Genomic DNA, 15,807 nt, shown 5'->3' with positions numbered 1-15,807 from the left:
TCAATTGTCTGGTTCGACATCGTTTCCGTCCGAATTCAATACTCTGACTGCCAGAGTGCGCGTTATTTCGCGCTTTTCCGAGAGGGCAATTTGATCCAGTCGCGCCACAACCTCGGCCGCGGTTTCAAAGCGGCGGTCCATATGCTTGACCAGATAGGCAATGACCTCGGGGCCGGGGTTCAGCTGGCGGTCGATGAACAGCTTGGCCAGAACGGCCCCCAACAGCGCGTCGTCGGGCGGATCAAGCGCGACGTGATGCGCGCCTTCGATGCGGCTTTGCAGATCGGGCAGCGGCAATTGCCACAGCTTTGGGACCAGCCGCCCGGTCATCAGCAGGGCGTGGCCCTCGGCCAGAACCAGATTGTGCAGGTGGAACAGGACTTTCTGCTGTTCGGGATCGTCCGCGATCATCGGCACGTCTTCGACCGCAACCGGCGTTTGGGCCAATGCGGGCACGTCGTCATACCGAAGGTCGCGGGCCTGAATGATCCGCCCCCCGGTTTCGGCCGCCCAGACGTGGGCCAGATGGGTCTTGCCGGCCCCGGCCGGGCCACTGAGCACCAGTTTGTTGCCGGGCCAGGATGTGGCCGAAATCATCGCAACAGCCAGCGCATTGGCGGGCGAGACAAAGAAATCCTCGCGGCCCAGAGCAGTTTTGGCCGGGAGATCAAAGCTCAGTTGTCGGGGCATTTATTCGTCTTCCTGCTTCAGCCCTTCAAGGCCGGTATACAGAGGGCTTTCCAGATAGAGCGAGGTCAGGAACCGGGCCACGACACCCAGCGCCGCGGCAACGGGCACAGCAACCAGCATGCCCACAAAGCCGAACAATGCGCCGAATACCGACAAGGCCAACAGCAACCAGACAGGATGCAATCCCACCGAGCTGCCGACCAGTTTGGGGGTCAGGAAGTTGCCCTCGGTCACCTGACCCAAGGCAAAGATACCAGCAACCAACCCGATATGGACCCAATCCCCCCAGAACTGGAACAACGCGAGGCCGATCGCCAGAGTGCCTCCGATCAGGGCGCCCAGATAGGGGATGAAGGTGACCAGCCCGGCAATGAACCCGACGATCAGGCCGAATTGCAGGCCAACGATCATCAGCGCCACCGCGTAATAGGTTCCAAGGATCAGACAGACAGTGCCCATACCACGCACGAACGAGGCCAGCACGTCATCAATCTCACCGGCTAGACGTTTGATCGTAGGGGCGTGATCGCGGGGCAGCAGCTCTCCGATGCGGGCGATCATGCGGTCCCAGTCCATCAGTAGGTAAACTGCCACAACCGGCGCGATCACCAACAGAACCGCAACGTTGATGGCAGAGCCAAGCGATGCGACGACCGACTGCAGCAGATCGCCGGTTTTCGATTGCAGCGTTTCGCCGATTGAGACCAGCGCCTGATGCGAACTGGAATTGGTGTCCAGCAGAGACGGGAATCGTTTCTCGATAAAGCCGCGCAGTTCTTTGAACAGGCTGGGCAGGACCTCGACCAGATCGATCAACTGGGTGATCAAAGCCGGCACCACCATAAGGATCATCAGGACAAAGCCCAGAACGCCGACAATCGTGATGATCCCGGTCGCCGCCATGCGCGACAGGCCCAGGTTTTCCAGACGGTCCGCGATTGGATCAAGGAAATAGGCAATCGCCCCGCCGATGACGAAGGGCAGTAAGACGTCGCCAAGTGCCCACAACAGCAGCACAAAAACTGCGGCAGCAACGCCCCAGTATCTGAGCTGATCCTTCACCGGCAAAGCCATGACTGTCCCCTTGTTGTCGGCTCTTGCAGATGTTCTTCGCTTATGCAGCGTCGTGATGCAAGCGCTTCATGTCCCGGGGAAACCGGCGTTTCAGTCGCTGAGCGTGCCCAGTTCCGGAGTTCCCGCGTTCGCCGTTTCGTCCGGCCAGTTGGTGCGCCAGATTTCAGCCGACCAGTGGCCACAATGTACGGACGGGCGATCAAAGCCGGGCAGGGGGTCCAGCAATGGGGCGACCACCACATCGTGGCGCGGCACGGCGAAATAGGGAAATGAATAACGTTCCCGGCCCGAGCGGTTGACCACCCGGTGCGGCGTGGATTTCAGACGACCGCCCGATCACAGCTCGAGCATGTCGCCGATATTGACGATGAATCCGCCCGGCGGGCAGTCGGGCGTGATCCAACCTCCGTCGCGAGTCTGCACCTCAAGCCCGCCGACGGGGTCGGGGGCGATGATGGTCAGCGCGTCGGTGTCCTTGTGCGGATGGATACCGTATCCCCCTTCATCCGGTGCTTGCGGCGGGTAGTGCAGCAACGTCATGTTGGTCATCGGATCACGGAACGCATCGCGCAACTGGCCGGAAGGCAGGCTCAATCCGACTTCCAGTGCGCCCAACAGCATGTCCGCCACGCGATCCAGCTGTGCCCAATAGTCAAGGATCACTGCGCCAGCTTCGGGCACCTCGCGCGGCCAGATGTTGGGGCCGTAGAGCGCGCAGTCCTTGCGAATGGGGGCATCAGTCGCCGTCTCGCAATGCAGCTTGTATCCTTCGTACCTGTCAGCCTTGCCCGAGCCGTCATTGGGTGTGAAGAACCCCATCGGGATGAACCCGCGATAGTTCTCGCGGGTGATGGCCTGATCCCATTTGGCGCTTTCGTCGATAGCAAAGATGGCCTGCACACAGCTGCGCACCTCGGAGACCGTGTCCTGTGGGATGCCTGTCCCGGTGATCGACAGAAATCCGATCTCGGTGCACGCGTCCATCACCTGTTGGACGGTCCGGTCATAGTCGGCATGGGCGCGATCATGCAGCGGGGCGATGTCGATTGTGGGAATGTGACCCATCAGTGAATCCTCACACCCTGACGGTTCAGCTCGGCATGGACCGGAGCAAGGTTCAACTCGTGCACATCCTGATTGCTTTTCAGCGACAGTGCCGCCGCGATCCCGGCGCCCTGACCCATGACCGCGCAGCATGCCATGTTGCGGGTGGCAGCGTGCGCCACCTTGTCCGCCCCGTGCGACCGCCCCGCAACCAACAGGCCCTTGATCCCTTTCGGCAGCATCGAACGATAGGGCACCTGCATGTACCGCCCGGTCGTGGGCAGGATCAGGATGCCATAGCCGTCGATGAATTCGGGGTAGATGCCGATGGTATCCTCGAACCGTCCCTGATGGCGGGCGTCATTCTCGGTCATGTTGTAGACCGCGTCGATCTTGCGGGTGTCGCGGATGCCGATGGTCATGCCAAAATTCCGCAGCCGGGCGTTCTTGCAACCGGGCATGTAGCGCCGCAGAGCATCGATGGCCAGCATGGTTTGACGGCGCCCCTCGATCTCGCCACGGGTTAGGCTGTCGGGGTCGGTGCCGTCGATTTCGGCCAGGTGGATGAGGTTCATATAGGTCAACTCACCCGTATCGTGCATCGCGCCCCATGTGCCCGCGATGGTGTTCAGATGTGGTGGGATCAGCCCTTCTTCGATGGCTTGTTGGAACGGTTTCTTGACGAAGGGCGAAAACATGTCGTCCTCTTTGCCACTGGTCTCGATGTTCCACTCACCGCCGCCGCCCCAATCTTTGTAAGTCTGCGGGTCAGCCTTAACGCCCTCCATGAAGGCACGTTTGTCGACGCCTGCCAGATGGAACATGACGGACGCCGCCATCATCTCCTCTCGGGCGGTCTTGTGGGTCGGCGCGCCCGCGCGGTGGGCCACATCTGCGTCTCCGGTGGCGTCGATCACGACCTTGGCCAAGATCGCCTCGCGCCCGGCCTTGGATTCGGTGATGATGCCGGTGATCCGGTCGCCCTCCATGATCGGAGCGACGAACTGACGGTGCAGCATCGGGTGCACGCCAGCCTCTTCAACCAGCTTGTCGGCGACCAGCTTGAAGCCTTCGCTGTCCAGTTCATAGCTGAGTGACTGGCTTTCGGGCACTGCCGCGCCGATGTCCTTGGCGCGGGTCTCGAACTCCATGCCGATGCCGCCGGCCTCGACCGTCTGTTCGTGGCGGTACCAGGCGAACCCCTCGACGCCCACGGCGGTGATATTGCCCCCCATGCAGCCGAAGCGGTCGACCAGAGACACCTCGGCCCCGGCTCGCGCTGCGGCCAATGCGGCGGCCAGCCCGGCAGGGCCTGAGCCAACGACCAGAACGTCGGTTTGATGAACTACGGGGATCTGGCGGGCGGGTTCCTGAATGGTCTGCACGGGGACCTCCTGAGAATTTTGTTTCCGCTACCATCCTGAAGGCTGATTGGCGGGTCAATCTAAAAACCGACTGACCCGAGGTCGTAAAATCACTATTGGCCGATTGCCCCCGGCTGGGCTTTGGAATAAGGACCTTTGAAGTCGAATTCTCACCTTTGAAGGTTCACCAATGCGCCTCAGCCGTTACTTTCTGCCCGTTCTCAAGGAAAACCCGTCCGAGGCTCAGATCGTCAGCCACCGGCTGATGCTGCGCGCGGGGATGATCAAGCAGGCCTCGGCCGGGATTTATTCGTGGTTGCCGCTGGGCTTCAAAGTCCTGCGTAAGCTGGAAAATATCATTCACGAAGAGCAGGCGCGCGCAGGCCACATCGCGATCCAGATGCCAATTATCCAATCGGCGGACCTGTGGCGTGAATCCGGGCGGTATGATGATTACGGTCAGGAAATGCTGCGGATGAAGGATCGGCACGACAGGGACATGCTGTTCACCCCCACCGCCGAAGAACTGGTCACGGACATCTTCCGTGGCCACGTCAACAGCTACAAAGACCTACCGTTGACGCTCTACCAAATCCAGTGGAAATTCCGCGATGAAATCCGCCCGCGTTTCGGCGTGATGCGAGGCCGTGAGTTCTACATGAAAGACGGCTACAACTTCGACCTGACCAAAGAGGACGCGCTGCACGCCTATAACCGCCATCTGGTCAGCTACCTTCGCACCTACGAACGGATGGGCCTGCAGGCCATTCCGATGCGCGCCGACTCCGGCCCCATCGGTGGCGATGACACGCATGAATTCCTGGTGCTGGCCGATACCGGCGAGTCTGAGGTTTTCTATGACAGCGCCGTCACCGACCTGACTTTTGGCGACCGTCAGATCGATTTTGACAATCGTGAACAATGTCAAGCCATCCTGGAAGAGTTCACGTCGAAATACGCCCGCACGGACGAAACCCATGACGAGGCTCTGTTCAACCAGATCCCCGAAGAGCGCCGCCGCGTGGCGCGCGGGATCGAGGTTGGCCAGATCTTCTATTTCGGCACCAAGTATTCTGAGGCGATGGGCGCGACCGTGCAAGGCCCCGACGGCAAGCCGGTTCCTGTTCACATGGGCAGCCACGGCATCGGTGTCAGCCGCCTGATCGGCGCGATCATCGAGGCCAATCATGACGACAAAGGCATTATCTGGCCCGAAGGCGTGACCCCGTTCCATTGCGGCATCGTCAACCTGAAGCAGGGTGACGATGAAGCGGATGCGGCGTGTGAGAAGCTCTATGGCGCCCTGACCGCGCTGGGGCTGGAGCCGCTGTATGACGACCGCAACGAACGGGCAGGGGGCAAGTTCGCCACCATGGACCTGATCGGCCTGCCATGGCGCATCACCGTCGGTCCGCGCGGCCTGAAGAACGGCGTGGTCGAACTGACCAACCGCCGCACCGGCGAAAGCGAAGAGCTGAGCCCCGAGGCCGCGGTGACCAAGATCGCTGAAATCTACCAGCTGGCACACAGCGCCTGATATGGCTGGATCGGACATAGCTCTGCCTACGGTTTCGATCATTACCGTAACGCGCAACCTCATTGATGAGGGACGCGTCGAGGCGATACGGGCGGCACTGGAGGCCGCCCAAGATCAAGGCGACGCGATTGTCGAGCATGTCATTTGGGACGGTGCGTCAACCGACGGAACGGTTGAACTGTTGAAAGACTTGATCGCCGAGATCGAGGCGCGCCCAAGCTTTGTCCCGATCCGCTTTCAAAGCCTGCCGGACAAAAGCCTCTATGACGCCATGAACCGGGGGGTTGAGATTTCCCAGGGCGAATACGTGGTCTTCCTCAATTCGGATGATCTGCTGGTGTCGCCGGATTGTATGCAAAAAGCGCGTGAAGAGATTGGTTCGGAACGTCCCGATTTCTGCTTTGGAAGAACCATCTTTGTTGAAAAGGATGGAAGCACCCGTCTGTCGCGAGAGCGCAAGGTCCATTCGATTTTGCAACGCATTCCGTTCTGCCACAATTCGATGCTGATCCGGCGCGACGTATTCGAGCGTTTCGGAGGTCACGATTTGGATCTTCGCATTGTGGCTGACTATGACCTCGTGCTGCGCATGTTGTTTGCAGGTTGCGAATACCAGATGCTGTCGGTTCCAATTGCGGTTTTCCATCCCGGAGGCGTCTCGGCGGATCAGATGAAAACGGCGCTGGAGATGACGAAAAGCTGGCGCAAGAACTACGCTCCGTTCTTTGGTGGGCGGACGTATTCCGAAGACGAAATGCTGAATTGGTTCCGGATAGGCCAGTTGCCGCTGGGGTTCTGTGTGAATCTGTTGCGCCAGTCCCGCAACCGGCCGCAATTGCGCAATGCTGCCCTGCATAGTCTGAAAGTGACGTTGAGGCGTAGACTTCAGCCGTGGCGAACCTGGGATTACTTTGCGGACTGATCCCGTGGGGCGCATGCGGAAATCCGCGCCAAGACTTGAAAAATAGGCTGGATGTCAAAGCCGCCGGGCGCACGGGGCTTTCAAAACCCTTGTGCCGCACAGTCAAGCGCTGGCTGCGCTTCTAGGTTCGTTTCGGTTCAGGCCGTTCCGCCAGAACGTCACCGTCTGCGCTGTTGCCGCGTGGCACAACGATGGGACGACCCAGGCGTCTTACCAGTTCCCTGAATTCAAAACCCAGAAAGTGCAAACCGCAAACCCTTGCGTCGGTTGCGCGATCCGTAATGCACAACCGTCCCTGACGAAACGCCAGGCGATAGCCTTTGTCTTTCAGGATATCGGTCAAACTTGCCCAACTTGCTGCAGTATCGAAAAGTGGGCGCATCGTGGCACGCAACAGCGCCGCAGTCTCGCAATCCAGTTCTGATGATGCGTTTCGGACCAAAATAGGATCCAACAATTCCGTATTACTCTTTACAAACATGAGCGACCCCCGCTCTTTAAAATGGTATCCCCCTGACTCCTAGGGTGACAAAGTTTCTTAAAATAAGCAAAAGGCGAAATAATATTGCTTTGCAAATGTTGCATTCTGGGTTCAGTACCTCACGCAACGACCGTATTGACTTCATAACTGAAACAATAAGGGATTGTCTGTGAACGGCGTCACAACCAAGGGTGTAACACTCGATTTCATCATCTCCTTTTGCCGGAGTGGGCGATCCAAATTCTGAAGCGATTCGCCCCGCGTGCAGCGCGAACAGGCTGCAAGACCGCCCATCGCGGGGCAGGGCGCGCATAACCGGCTTGACCATCCGGTGAAATGCCGAAAGGGTCGCGCCGAACAAAAAATCCGGAGCAGACATGGCCAAGACGCCCCCGCCCTTTGCCCCATTCGAATGGAAGATCGCTTGGCGATATCTGCGCGCGCGCAAGGCCGAGGGCGGCGTCAGCGTGATGACGTGGATTTCGCTGATCGGGATTACTCTGGCCGTGTTCGCTCTGATCGCCACGCTCGCCGTGCGTTCGGGGTTCCGTTCAGAATTCGTGGGCACCATTCTGGGTGCCAACGCGCATGTCACGGTCTATTCGGCTGGCAGTTTGGATGAACAAGGGCGTCTGGACCGCACCATCGAGGATTTTGACGGCGTGGCCGACCGCATCGCGCAAGTACCGGGCGTGGTCCGCGCAGCACCTCTGGTCAAAGGCCAGGTGCTGATCACCAATCGCAATCGCAGCAGCGGGGTCGAAGTGTTCGGCATTCAACCAGATGACCTACTTGACCTGCCCGGTGTCGCCGAAAGCGAGCAGGCTGCAGGCGATCTGTCCGAATTTCAGAATGAAGAGTTCGTCATCGCCATCGGCTCGGGCGTGGCGCGCAGCATTGGGGCGACGGTGGGGGATACGGTCAAGCTGACCTCGCCCAACGGAGTAAAAACGGCTTTCGGCACCTCTCCACGCGTCAGCGCATATCGGGTGGTCTATGTGTTCTCGGCCGGGCGTTATGACATCGACCGGACGCGGGTCTATATGCCGTTCGAACAAGCACAGAGCTTTTTCAACCGCGAAGGCGTCGCCGATGAGATCGAGGTCATGGTCGAACGCCCCGAAGAGCTGACCCCGATCCTGATCCCGATCCTTGAGGCCGCGGGCGAACGCAGCCAGATCTGGACATGGCAGGATGCCTCGGGCGGGTTCCTTCGCGCGCTTGAGGTCGAAGACAACGTAATGTTCATCATCCTGTCGATCCTCGTGCTGATCGCGGCGATGAATATCGTCTCTGGCCTTATCATGCTGGTAAAAAACAAGGGGCGCGATATCGGCATCCTGCGCACCATCGGTCTAAGCGAAGGCTCGGTCCTGCGGGTGTTCTTTATCTGCGGCGCGTTCACCGGGATCATCGGCACCGTGATGGGCGTGATTCTGGGCTGCCTGTTTGCGATCTATATCGATCCAATTTTTAGCTTTGTGAACTTCGTCATGGGCGGAGGTGTCTGGGACCCCTCCATTCGTGGTATCTACGCCCTGCCAGCCGAGTTGCACCTGTCGGATGTGCTCAAGGCCATAGGGTTGTCGTTGGGCCTGTCCTTCTTTGTCACCTATTTTCCCGCCCGCCGCGCGGCGCGGCTGAACCCGGTTGAGGCACTGCGCTATGAGTGATGTGACGATGCGGCTGAACGGTCTGACCAAGACCTATCTGAAAGGCACACCGGGCGAGGTGCAGGTGCTGCGCGGCGCCGACCTGGACTTGCGCGCGGGTGAGGCGGTGGCGCTGGTCGCGCCCTCGGGTGCGGGTAAATCAACCCTGCTGCACATTGCTGGTCTGCTGGACACGCCCGATGAAGGGTCGGTTGAAGTCGCCGGTCAGAATGTGACGGGTAAGGGCGACCGGACCCGCACCGCTCGGCGTCGGCAAGACGTGGGATTTGTCTATCAGTTTCACCATCTGCTGCCCGAATTCACCGCGTTGGAGAATATCACCCTGCCGCAACTGGCCAATGGTCTGTCCGAAAAGGCGGCGCAAGACAGGGCGATGGCTCTGCTGGACCGCGTTGGCGTGGCGCCGCGCGCGGCTCACCGCCCGGCGGCCCTGTCTGGCGGGGAACAACAGCGCGTGGCTTTCTGTCGGGCACTTGCCAACAAACCGCGGGTCCTGCTGGCGGATGAGCCGACTGGCAATCTGGACCCCGAGACTTCGGACCAGGTGTTCGACGCGTTGATGGCGCTGGTCCGGGACGAGGGGCTTTCGGCGTTGATCGCCACGCATAACATGGATCTGGCGGCGCGGATGGATCGCAGGCTGCGGCTGGACGGCGGCGTGCTTAAGCCAGTTGAGTGATGGCGACCCCTGCGGCCATTACGGCGATCCCGCCTGCGCGTATCCATGTCAGCGGGGTGATCTGTGCTCCGAACAAGCCGTAGTGATCGATGGCGGCGGTGCTGATCAACTGCCCCAGCAGCACGAAAAACACTGCGTTTCCGACGCCGAAATGCGGCGCGACATGGGTGATGGACAGCACGTAGAAGGCAATCAGAACGCCAGCCAGCAACAGGTGTTTCGGCGCCTGCGCAACTTTGGACAGCGCTCCGAACCCCGGAAACAGCAGCATAAACACCGCCGAGGCACCAAAGGCAATGGCAAACAAAACAACGGCGGCGGTGGTCGGCGATCCAATCAACCGACCCAAAGCTGCATTCAGCGCCGCAAGGATAGGCACGCCGATCCCGGCGGCCAGCATGATGGCTGCATATTGTGTCATTGCCCGTATCCTCCTGCTGCGTTGATCTGGATCATTGCGGCAAGCTGGCCCTCGGGCAAGCCTGTAAATGTCAATCAGGGCAGGAGGATATGATGATCGGACCGATACGGAATGCAGTTTCAATAAGCCTGCTGGCGCTGGCGTCGCAAGCAAGTGCCCAGGATGTCGAGACGGGTGCCGAGCTGTATCGGCACTACTGCGCGACGTGTCACGGGATCGACGCAACCGGACACGGCCCGATGGCCGGAGTGCTGGTCATTCAACCGGTCGACCTGACCAAACTGACCCGAGAAGACGGCGTGTTTCCAACCGCCCGCGTCGTGGCGCGGATCGACGGGCGTGACCCGCTGGTCAGCCATGGCAGCCCGATGCCGGTCTATGGGCCCTATTTCGATGGGCAGGACACCTCGATGAAAACGCCCGAGGGGCAGCCGATCCTGACAAGCCAACCGATCGTGGATCTGGTTGCCTATCTGCAGACTTTGCAGGGACAGTAGGCCCTAGCGACAGATACCGTCGATCTCGGCCCCGGCCCAGGGGATCAGGATGTCACGCTCGCGCGGCTGATCCGGCAAGGGCGACAGATCGAAATGCACACCCAGCATCTCGTGCAGGCGCTGAGTGCGCGGGGCTTTGGGGTCCAGCGCCCGGCAGCAGACATATTCTTCGACAATCGCGCCCTGTTGTTCGAACCCGTAGGACAGGAAATCGGACGAAGTTTCGATATCGAACAGGTACGGGTCCTTATTGCCGCCATGTTCGGCAGCGGCCCGCAGCGGGTGATAGCCGGTGGTTTCCCGGTTCTGCCACTGCCAGACATGGGTCAACTCATGCGCCAGCAACATGGCCGCGATCAGGTTCATCTGCTCGGGGAAGTCGGACATATAGTCCTCAAGATACCAGTCGCGCGTGAAATAGACCTTGTTGAACAGGGCCACGGCGGCAGGCTTGGCGGTCACGATGCCCTCGACCGGGGGCGGAAGGATACGTTCGCGGCAGGCCAGGCGCGGGCGTTCCTTGCGGTAGAAGGTGATCGGCGCGACCGGAGCACCTTCTACCAGACGTACCCGGTCCAGATTCAACGTCTCACCCTGAACAGTGCTTGCAAAATCACGCTCCTGATCCGTCAGCGGGCGACCACAGGAGGCGAGCAGTAAAAGAAACGTCATCAAAACGCGCCAAGCCATGTTCAAAGCCTAATGTGAAGCGCCCTCTCTGCAACCGGTTTTCACAGGCTCATCGCCAATACGCGGCTTATTTCCGTCAGCGACCGCCCGGATTGATCCATCCATGTGTTAAAGGCCTCTTGCACTGCCGCCATCGTCTTTTTCGAACTGGGGGCCTTATCGACCACACCTTCGGCAATCAATCGTGCGGTGACATCGTGCGACAGAATGAAACTGTCCCGCCCGGCAAAGCGCATGGCGTATTGGGCCGAGGCCCCGCCCAGACGCGACCCGCGTTTGCTCAGCATTGCCAAAAGGCCGATATAATCGGTCGCAGGCCAGCCGCCCAGAATCTGACCGACCCCGCCTTCTTGCCGCAGTTCCAGCAGGAACGCCGCATTGTCCCGGACGGTGGCAATCTTGGTGCCATTGCGCACGATACGGGTATCCTGCAGCAGGGCGTCGAATTTTTCGTCATCCATGAATGCGCAGCGGCCGACATCGAAGCCGTCAAATGCAGTCTCGAACCCGTCCCACTTGTTTTCGATGACCTTCCAGTTGAACCCGGCCTGAAAGATGCATTTGGTGATGATCGAAAGCCAGCGATCGTCCGGCATGGCGGCAAGCTCGGCCACGCTTTTGGGCTTGCTCAGCTTTGCCTCCAAGGCGTCCGGCCCGCCGTGGCGGTCGGCGGCCAGGGTAAAGATGTCGTCGAAATGGTGCATCAGAGTCCTCCGACGGCAGGGTCGCGTGTTCGCCGCCGGGTTGCAAGCTCTGCTTCTGTTCGAATAGCCTTGCGCGCCCGACTTGACTTCGGACAAAGACCGCCGTGCCACTGGCGCTTAAACCGGGGCACCACTTACGGAGACTACCATGCTGGGTTGGGGCCTTTTCCTTGCTGCACTTGTCACATTTCTGCTGACGCACATGATTCCTGCGCGGCCCGCGATGCGCGGCCGGTTGATCGAGGTGATGGGGCGCAGGACGTATTTCGCCGCGTATTCCGTTCTGTCTCTGTTGGTCCTCGGCTGGCTGATCGTCGCCGCCGCACAGGCGCCTTATGTCGAGGTCATCCCGCCGCTCGCAGTTCTGCGCTGGGTAACGCTGCTGGTGATGCCGGTGGTGTGCTGGTTGGCCTTGACCGGAATGTCGATCCAGAACCCGTTTTCCTTCGGCGGCTTGGGGCACCGCCCGTTCGATCCTGAAAACCCCGGCATCCTGCGCACAACGCGCCACCCTTTGCTGGCGGCGCTGATGCTGTGGGCACTGGCGCATCTGCTGGCCAATGGCAGCCTGTCCCATGTCATCCTGTTTGGTCTGTTCGCGGGTTTTGCAGCGATGGGCATGGACCTGATCGACCGCCGCAAGGCGCGTGAGATGGGGATCGAATGGACACGCCTGTCCCGCAATACCGCGCGGTTCTCGCTGCGGGCTCCGCGCCCCTGGCCCAGCCTGTGGGTTGGGCTGGTTTCACTTGCCGCCATTGCGGTTCTTCTTCACCTGCACGCACCTGTGATCGGCCTGTCCCCGTTACCGTAACGCGGGGAGTGGCCGGGCAGGGGCATGCGTGCTATCTGGAATGTCACAGTTTTAAAACGAGGGTCTCAGAATGTATCTGGCCTATGTCACCACCACCGAGCGCGGCGCCACCGACCGCCTGCTGAGCGCCGTTGCCGAACATCTGCAGGCCAAGGGTGCCCGTCTGGCTGGTGTGGTTCAAACCAACACCGAATGCGCCGACAGCAGCAAATGCGACATGGACGTACGTGTCCTGCCGGACGGAGAGGTTATACGTATCTCGCAGTCCCTGGGTGAACATGCGCGCGGCTGCCGGTTGGACCCGGCGGCGCTGGAGCAGGCGGTGGGATATGTCACCAACTCGCTTGAAGACGCGCCGCAACTGCTGATCATCAACAAGTTCGGCAAGCATGAATCCGATGGTCGCGGTTTCCGCCCGGTGATTGGCGAGGCACTGGGTCTGGACATTCCCGTGCTTGTTGGCGTGAACGGGCTGAACGAAGAAAAGTTTCAGGACTTCACAGGCGGCGCCGCAGAGATGCTGGAGCCCGATCTAGACGCAATAATAGCGTGGTTTGAACGGATTAACGCGCTGCGTTCAGCGGCGGCCTGACAGGCCGTTTCAATTAATGTGCATGCGGCTGGCGCACTGGTGTGGTGCGCCGTTTCGCCGTAAGAGTCCAGAATGGACCCAATGTACAAGACCGATCACGCCCTGATTTCCCGCATCTACAGCGGTATCGACTCGAAATTCCCCTTCAGCGGTTCTCTGGACCTTTTCGCCGGGCGCTATGGCGCAAGGGGTTCGACGCTAATGATTAACGACCATGCCGAGCCGCTGGTGTCGCAGCTCTACCTGAGTCTTCCTGACCTCACGCCTCTGATAGCCGAGTTCATGGATAGATTCGGTCAGGATGAGCAGGTGACAATTCAGGCCTTGGGCGCCCGAAAGCAGCGCTTTGAGTTCCTGTCCGAAGAAGAGGGCTACGGTATGCCAGCTTCGCAGATACCGGCAAATCTGTGGCAAAAAGAGCATCTGGGCTTGAATCGGCGCTATGCGGCCAGACTTTCGATTACACCCATCTGGTTTGACGTCATTACGATCAACTTTCCAAATGGGCACTCGGGATTGACAAAAACAGCCGCCAGAGACGCTGCGGACTATATGCTGCATTTCTCCACTGCCTTGGAAATGCTGCGGCCGTTTCGTCTGTTGCAGGCGCGCTTCAATGCGGTGGCTTCAGTCCTTGATCGCCTGAAAATTGGAATCGGGCTGCTCACAAAAAAAGGTGAACTAGTTCTGCAGAATAACCGGCTGGACACGATATTACAGCAGGGCGATGGTCTGTCGCTGTCCGGTTCCAAAAAGCTGATGACGCCGTCCATTCTGACCGAGGATCAGGCCCGCTACTCCGCCGGGCTGCAGGCCATCACATCTGGCGATCTCACTGACGGCGGCGAGTTCCGATTTTCCATAGCCCGACCGTCGGGTAAAACCGCTTATGTGGCCAGCCTGTGCGCCCTTGCGCCGATGGTTGCCGGAGATCCTAAAGCTTCGGAATTGGCGGCCCTTATAATCAAGGACCCGGAATCTACCGACCGTGTGTCCGTTCAGGTATTGCGCCAGCTTTGCGGGTTGACCCAAAGCGAAGCAGAGGTCTGCGAAATGGTGGTCAATGGCACCACAGTCAGAGAAGTCGCTCATCTTCGGGATGTCAGCGAAGGCAGTACACGCAACCAACTCGCGTCAGTGATGCAAAAAACCGGAACGTCATCGCAGAGCCAACTTGTCCGTTTTGCTCTGAGCGCCGATTTGCCGGTCGAAGACGCAAAGCCACGGTCGGCAGAATAGGAATCAACAGTTTCCAGAACTTCGGATGAACACGCGAACCGGAATGGGAGAGTGCAGGTTACACTTTGGAGAGTTGAAAAATGGTGGGCGACCCTGGAATCGAACCAGGCGTGCGTCTCCGCGAGGGAGTTACAGTCCCCTGCCACACCTTGCGGCCTGTCGCCCACTGTCAGGCGTTGCACCTGACGTGGAGGCGTGATTACTAGCGCCTTAAAGGAGCGTCAACAGGAAAATACCGCTTTGACGCAGGAAAACGAAATCCCGGCCCGGAGGCCCAAGAAATGAAGAAACCCAAGTGGGTCGTTGAAAAGGAACAGGCGCGTAAAGCGGCCGCAGCGGAGACCGTCTGGCTGTTCGGTCTGCACGCGGTTCGAGATGCGCTGATGAACCCCAAGCGGCAGAAATTGCGGCTGATTGTAACGCGAAACGCGCGCGATAAACTGGCCGAAGCGATCGAATTTGCAGGGATTGAGGCCGAAATGGTCGATCCGCGCAAGTTCTCGGCCCCCATTGATCCGGGGTCCGTCCATCAGGGTGCCGCGCTTGAGGTCAAACCGCTGGACTGGGGCGGGCTGGCCGAAAACTGCATCGGGCGCGAACACCCCCGCGTGATTCTGTTGGATCGTGTGACCGACCCGCACAATGTCGGGGCGATTCTGCGCTCGGCCGAGGTTCTGGGGGCCAGTGCGGTGATCGGCACGCGGCACCACTCGGCACCGGAAACCGGCGCGCTGGCGAAAACTGCTAGCGGTGCGCTGGAGCGTCAGCCCTATCTGCGCGTCCGCAATCTGGCGGACGCCATCGTGGAACTGCAGAACATGGGCTTTCTGGTGCTGGGTCTGGATGGCGAGGCTGAGGACACCATCGAATCGGCTTTGGGCGGAAAGCTGGACCGGCCCGTCGCGTTGGTGCTGGGGGCCGAAGGGCCGGGATTGCGTCAGAAAACCAAGGAAACCGTTGACCGGCTGGTGAAAATCGACGCAGCCGGTGGGTTTGGCTCGCTCAATGTCTCAAATGCGGCTGCAATCGCCCTATATGCCTCAAGGCACAGATAGACAGGAGAGCCCCATTCCCAGCCCGTCAAAAATCGCCACCTGCTGCTATTGCGGGACCCGTGCTGCGCTGGTCCTGAAGGGAAAGCAACGTCATGAGCTGAGCTGTACAAGCTGCGGTGCGCCGTTGCATGACCTGAAGATGGTGCCAAAACGCAAGTTGACCGAAGGCAAGACAAGGCGTGACACCGTGAATGCCTCGGGCAACAACAAGAAAAAGAAGCAGAAAAAGAAGAAGAGCATGTTCTCGCGCGTGTTCGACGAGGCATGGGACGTCATCGAGGACATCTTCGACTAACGTGACGTCTGGGCGACACAGGTGATCACAACCCCG

18 protein-coding genes and 1 tRNA gene are annotated in these 15,807 nt (G+C 59.7%); 10 read left to right on the top strand and 9 right to left on the bottom strand.

The window, feature by feature from the left end:
• From ACR0KW_RS04610 to ACR0KW_RS04590, 5 genes are all read right to left on the bottom strand, one after another.
• Positions 1-690 (bottom strand): HdaA/DnaA family protein, encoded by a 690-nt coding sequence (locus ACR0KW_RS04610; protein ID WP_170325789.1) that lies wholly within the window; start codon positions 688-690, stop codon positions 1-3.
• Entirely contained in the window at positions 691-1,764 is a 1,074-nt protein-coding gene (locus ACR0KW_RS04605; RefSeq protein ID WP_480803940.1) for an AI-2E family transporter, read from the bottom strand.
• 90 nt (positions 1,765-1,854) lie between these two features.
• Positions 1,855-2,067 (bottom strand): hypothetical protein, encoded by a 213-nt coding sequence (locus tag ACR0KW_RS04600; protein WP_480803939.1) that lies wholly within the window; start codon positions 2,065-2,067, stop codon positions 1,855-1,857.
• Between the two features lie 33 nt (positions 2,068-2,100).
• Entirely contained in the window at positions 2,101-2,829 is a 729-nt protein-coding gene (locus ACR0KW_RS04595) for a 2-oxoglutarate and iron-dependent oxygenase domain-containing protein (RefSeq protein WP_480803938.1), read from the bottom strand.
• Positions 2,829-4,193, bottom strand: coding sequence for an FAD-dependent oxidoreductase (locus tag ACR0KW_RS04590; protein WP_480803937.1), 1,365 nt, complete (start codon positions 4,191-4,193; stop codon positions 2,829-2,831). The genes ACR0KW_RS04595 and ACR0KW_RS04590 overlap by 1 nt, the downstream gene beginning before the upstream one ends.
• A 169-nt stretch (positions 4,194-4,362) precedes the next feature.
• Between ACR0KW_RS04590 and proS the strand changes: the two genes are divergently transcribed.
• The 4 genes from proS to ACR0KW_RS04570 all read left to right on the top strand — a co-directional run bounded on the left by proS (position 4,363) and on the right by ACR0KW_RS04570 (position 9,464).
• Entirely contained in the window at positions 4,363-5,709 is a 1,347-nt protein-coding gene (gene proS, locus ACR0KW_RS04585) for a proline--tRNA ligase (protein WP_480803936.1), read from the top strand.
• Between the two features lies 1 nt (position 5,710).
• Positions 5,711-6,631, top strand: a complete 921-nt coding sequence (locus ACR0KW_RS04580; protein WP_480803935.1) for a glycosyltransferase family 2 protein — start codon at positions 5,711-5,713, stop codon at positions 6,629-6,631.
• Positions 6,632-7,489: 858 nt separating this feature from the next.
• Positions 7,490-8,785 carry a lipoprotein-releasing ABC transporter permease subunit gene (locus tag ACR0KW_RS04575; protein ID WP_480803934.1) on the top strand — a complete coding sequence of 432 codons (1,296 nt, stop codon included), beginning with the start codon at positions 7,490-7,492 and terminating at the stop codon, positions 8,783-8,785.
• The gene (locus ACR0KW_RS04570) at positions 8,778-9,464 is read left to right on the top strand and encodes an ABC transporter ATP-binding protein (protein ID WP_480803933.1); all 687 of its coding nucleotides are present in this window, start codon (positions 8,778-8,780) and stop codon (positions 9,462-9,464) included. Before ACR0KW_RS04575 ends, ACR0KW_RS04570 begins: the two co-directional genes overlap by 8 nt.
• On the opposite strand, the gene ACR0KW_RS04565 is transcribed toward ACR0KW_RS04570, so the two are convergent.
• Positions 9,448-9,885, bottom strand: a complete 438-nt coding sequence (locus ACR0KW_RS04565) for a DMT family transporter (protein ID WP_480803932.1) — start codon at positions 9,883-9,885, stop codon at positions 9,448-9,450. The genes ACR0KW_RS04570 and ACR0KW_RS04565 overlap by 17 nt on opposite strands.
• Before the next feature lie 92 nt (positions 9,886-9,977).
• Between ACR0KW_RS04565 and ACR0KW_RS04560 the strand changes: the two genes are divergently transcribed.
• Positions 9,978-10,382 carry a c-type cytochrome gene (locus ACR0KW_RS04560; protein WP_480803931.1) on the top strand — a complete coding sequence of 135 codons (405 nt, stop codon included), beginning with the start codon at positions 9,978-9,980 and terminating at the stop codon, positions 10,380-10,382.
• 3 nt (positions 10,383-10,385) lie between these two features.
• On the opposite strand, the gene ACR0KW_RS04555 is transcribed toward ACR0KW_RS04560, so the two are convergent.
• Positions 10,386-11,072, bottom strand: coding sequence for a hypothetical protein (locus ACR0KW_RS04555; protein ID WP_480803930.1), 687 nt, complete (start codon positions 11,070-11,072; stop codon positions 10,386-10,388).
• A 41-nt stretch (positions 11,073-11,113) separates the two neighbouring features.
• A complete protein-coding gene (locus ACR0KW_RS04550) occupies positions 11,114-11,776 on the bottom strand; it encodes a DNA-3-methyladenine glycosylase I (protein ID WP_480803929.1) in 663 nt (220 codons plus the stop codon).
• Positions 11,777-11,924: 148 nt separating this feature from the next.
• On the opposite strand from ACR0KW_RS04550, the gene ACR0KW_RS04545 reads away from it, so the two are divergent.
• From ACR0KW_RS04545 to ACR0KW_RS04535, 3 genes are all read left to right on the top strand, one after another.
• On the top strand, positions 11,925-12,590 hold the full coding sequence (locus ACR0KW_RS04545; protein WP_480803928.1) for an NnrU family protein: 666 nt from the start codon (positions 11,925-11,927) through the stop codon (positions 12,588-12,590).
• A 70-nt stretch (positions 12,591-12,660) separates the two neighbouring features.
• Positions 12,661-13,182 (top strand): DUF2478 domain-containing protein, encoded by a 522-nt coding sequence (locus ACR0KW_RS04540; protein ID WP_480803927.1) that lies wholly within the window; start codon positions 12,661-12,663, stop codon positions 13,180-13,182.
• Between the two features lie 81 nt (positions 13,183-13,263).
• Positions 13,264-14,421, top strand: coding sequence for a helix-turn-helix transcriptional regulator (locus tag ACR0KW_RS04535; RefSeq protein ID WP_480803926.1), 1,158 nt, complete (start codon positions 13,264-13,266; stop codon positions 14,419-14,421).
• Between the two features lie 81 nt (positions 14,422-14,502).
• On the opposite strand, the gene ACR0KW_RS04530 is transcribed toward ACR0KW_RS04535, so the two are convergent.
• Positions 14,503-14,586: transfer RNA gene (locus ACR0KW_RS04530), tRNA-Tyr, on the bottom strand.
• Between the two features lie 116 nt (positions 14,587-14,702).
• On the opposite strand from ACR0KW_RS04530, the gene rlmB reads away from it, so the two are divergent.
• Positions 14,703-15,476 (top strand): 23S rRNA (guanosine(2251)-2'-O)-methyltransferase RlmB, encoded by a 774-nt coding sequence (gene rlmB / locus ACR0KW_RS04525; protein WP_480803925.1) that lies wholly within the window; start codon positions 14,703-14,705, stop codon positions 15,474-15,476.
• A 139-nt stretch (positions 15,477-15,615) separates the two neighbouring features.
• Complete coding sequence (locus ACR0KW_RS04520) at positions 15,616-15,771, top strand: hypothetical protein (RefSeq protein WP_480803924.1); 156 nt, start codon at positions 15,616-15,618, stop codon at positions 15,769-15,771.
• Positions 15,772-15,807 lie beyond the last annotated feature (36 nt).

The organism is Ruegeria sp. CG11 (assembly GCF_056537245.1).
The sequence above is the reverse complement of the archived record's forward strand: the minus strand, read 5'-3'. Positions and strand labels throughout refer to the sequence as shown.

Excerpts from the sequence above, each read along its gene's own strand:
- rlmB (WP_480803925.1), top strand. The coding sequence starts at position 14,703 with ATGAAGAAACCCAAGTGGGTCGTTGAAAAGGAACAGGCGCGTAAAGCG.
- ACR0KW_RS04535 (WP_480803926.1), top strand. The coding sequence starts at position 13,264 with ATGTACAAGACCGATCACGCCCTGATTTCCCGCATCTACAGCGGTATC.
- ACR0KW_RS04545 (WP_480803928.1), top strand. The coding sequence starts at position 11,925 with ATGCTGGGTTGGGGCCTTTTCCTTGCTGCACTTGTCACATTTCTGCTG.
- ACR0KW_RS04575 (WP_480803934.1), top strand. The coding sequence starts at position 7,490 with ATGGCCAAGACGCCCCCGCCCTTTGCCCCATTCGAATGGAAGATCGCT.
- ACR0KW_RS04540 (WP_480803927.1), top strand. The coding sequence starts at position 12,661 with ATGTATCTGGCCTATGTCACCACCACCGAGCGCGGCGCCACCGACCGC.
- ACR0KW_RS04605 (WP_480803940.1), bottom strand. The coding sequence starts at position 1,764 with ATGGCTTTGCCGGTGAAGGATCAGCTCAGATACTGGGGCGTTGCTGCC.
- ACR0KW_RS04555 (WP_480803930.1), bottom strand. The coding sequence starts at position 11,072 with ATGGCTTGGCGCGTTTTGATGACGTTTCTTTTACTGCTCGCCTCCTGT.
- ACR0KW_RS04565 (WP_480803932.1), bottom strand. The coding sequence starts at position 9,885 with ATGACACAATATGCAGCCATCATGCTGGCCGCCGGGATCGGCGTGCCT.
- ACR0KW_RS04560 (WP_480803931.1), top strand. The coding sequence starts at position 9,978 with ATGATCGGACCGATACGGAATGCAGTTTCAATAAGCCTGCTGGCGCTG.
- ACR0KW_RS04595 (WP_480803938.1), bottom strand. The coding sequence starts at position 2,829 with ATGGGTCACATTCCCACAATCGACATCGCCCCGCTGCATGATCGCGCC.
- ACR0KW_RS04570 (WP_480803933.1), top strand. The coding sequence starts at position 8,778 with ATGAGTGATGTGACGATGCGGCTGAACGGTCTGACCAAGACCTATCTG.
- ACR0KW_RS04520 (WP_480803924.1), top strand. The coding sequence starts at position 15,616 with ATGGTGCCAAAACGCAAGTTGACCGAAGGCAAGACAAGGCGTGACACC.
- proS (WP_480803936.1), top strand. The coding sequence starts at position 4,363 with ATGCGCCTCAGCCGTTACTTTCTGCCCGTTCTCAAGGAAAACCCGTCC.
- ACR0KW_RS04550 (WP_480803929.1), bottom strand. The coding sequence starts at position 11,776 with ATGCACCATTTCGACGACATCTTTACCCTGGCCGCCGACCGCCACGGC.
- ACR0KW_RS04580 (WP_480803935.1), top strand. The coding sequence starts at position 5,711 with ATGGCTGGATCGGACATAGCTCTGCCTACGGTTTCGATCATTACCGTA.
- ACR0KW_RS04610 (WP_170325789.1), bottom strand. The coding sequence starts at position 690 with ATGCCCCGACAACTGAGCTTTGATCTCCCGGCCAAAACTGCTCTGGGC.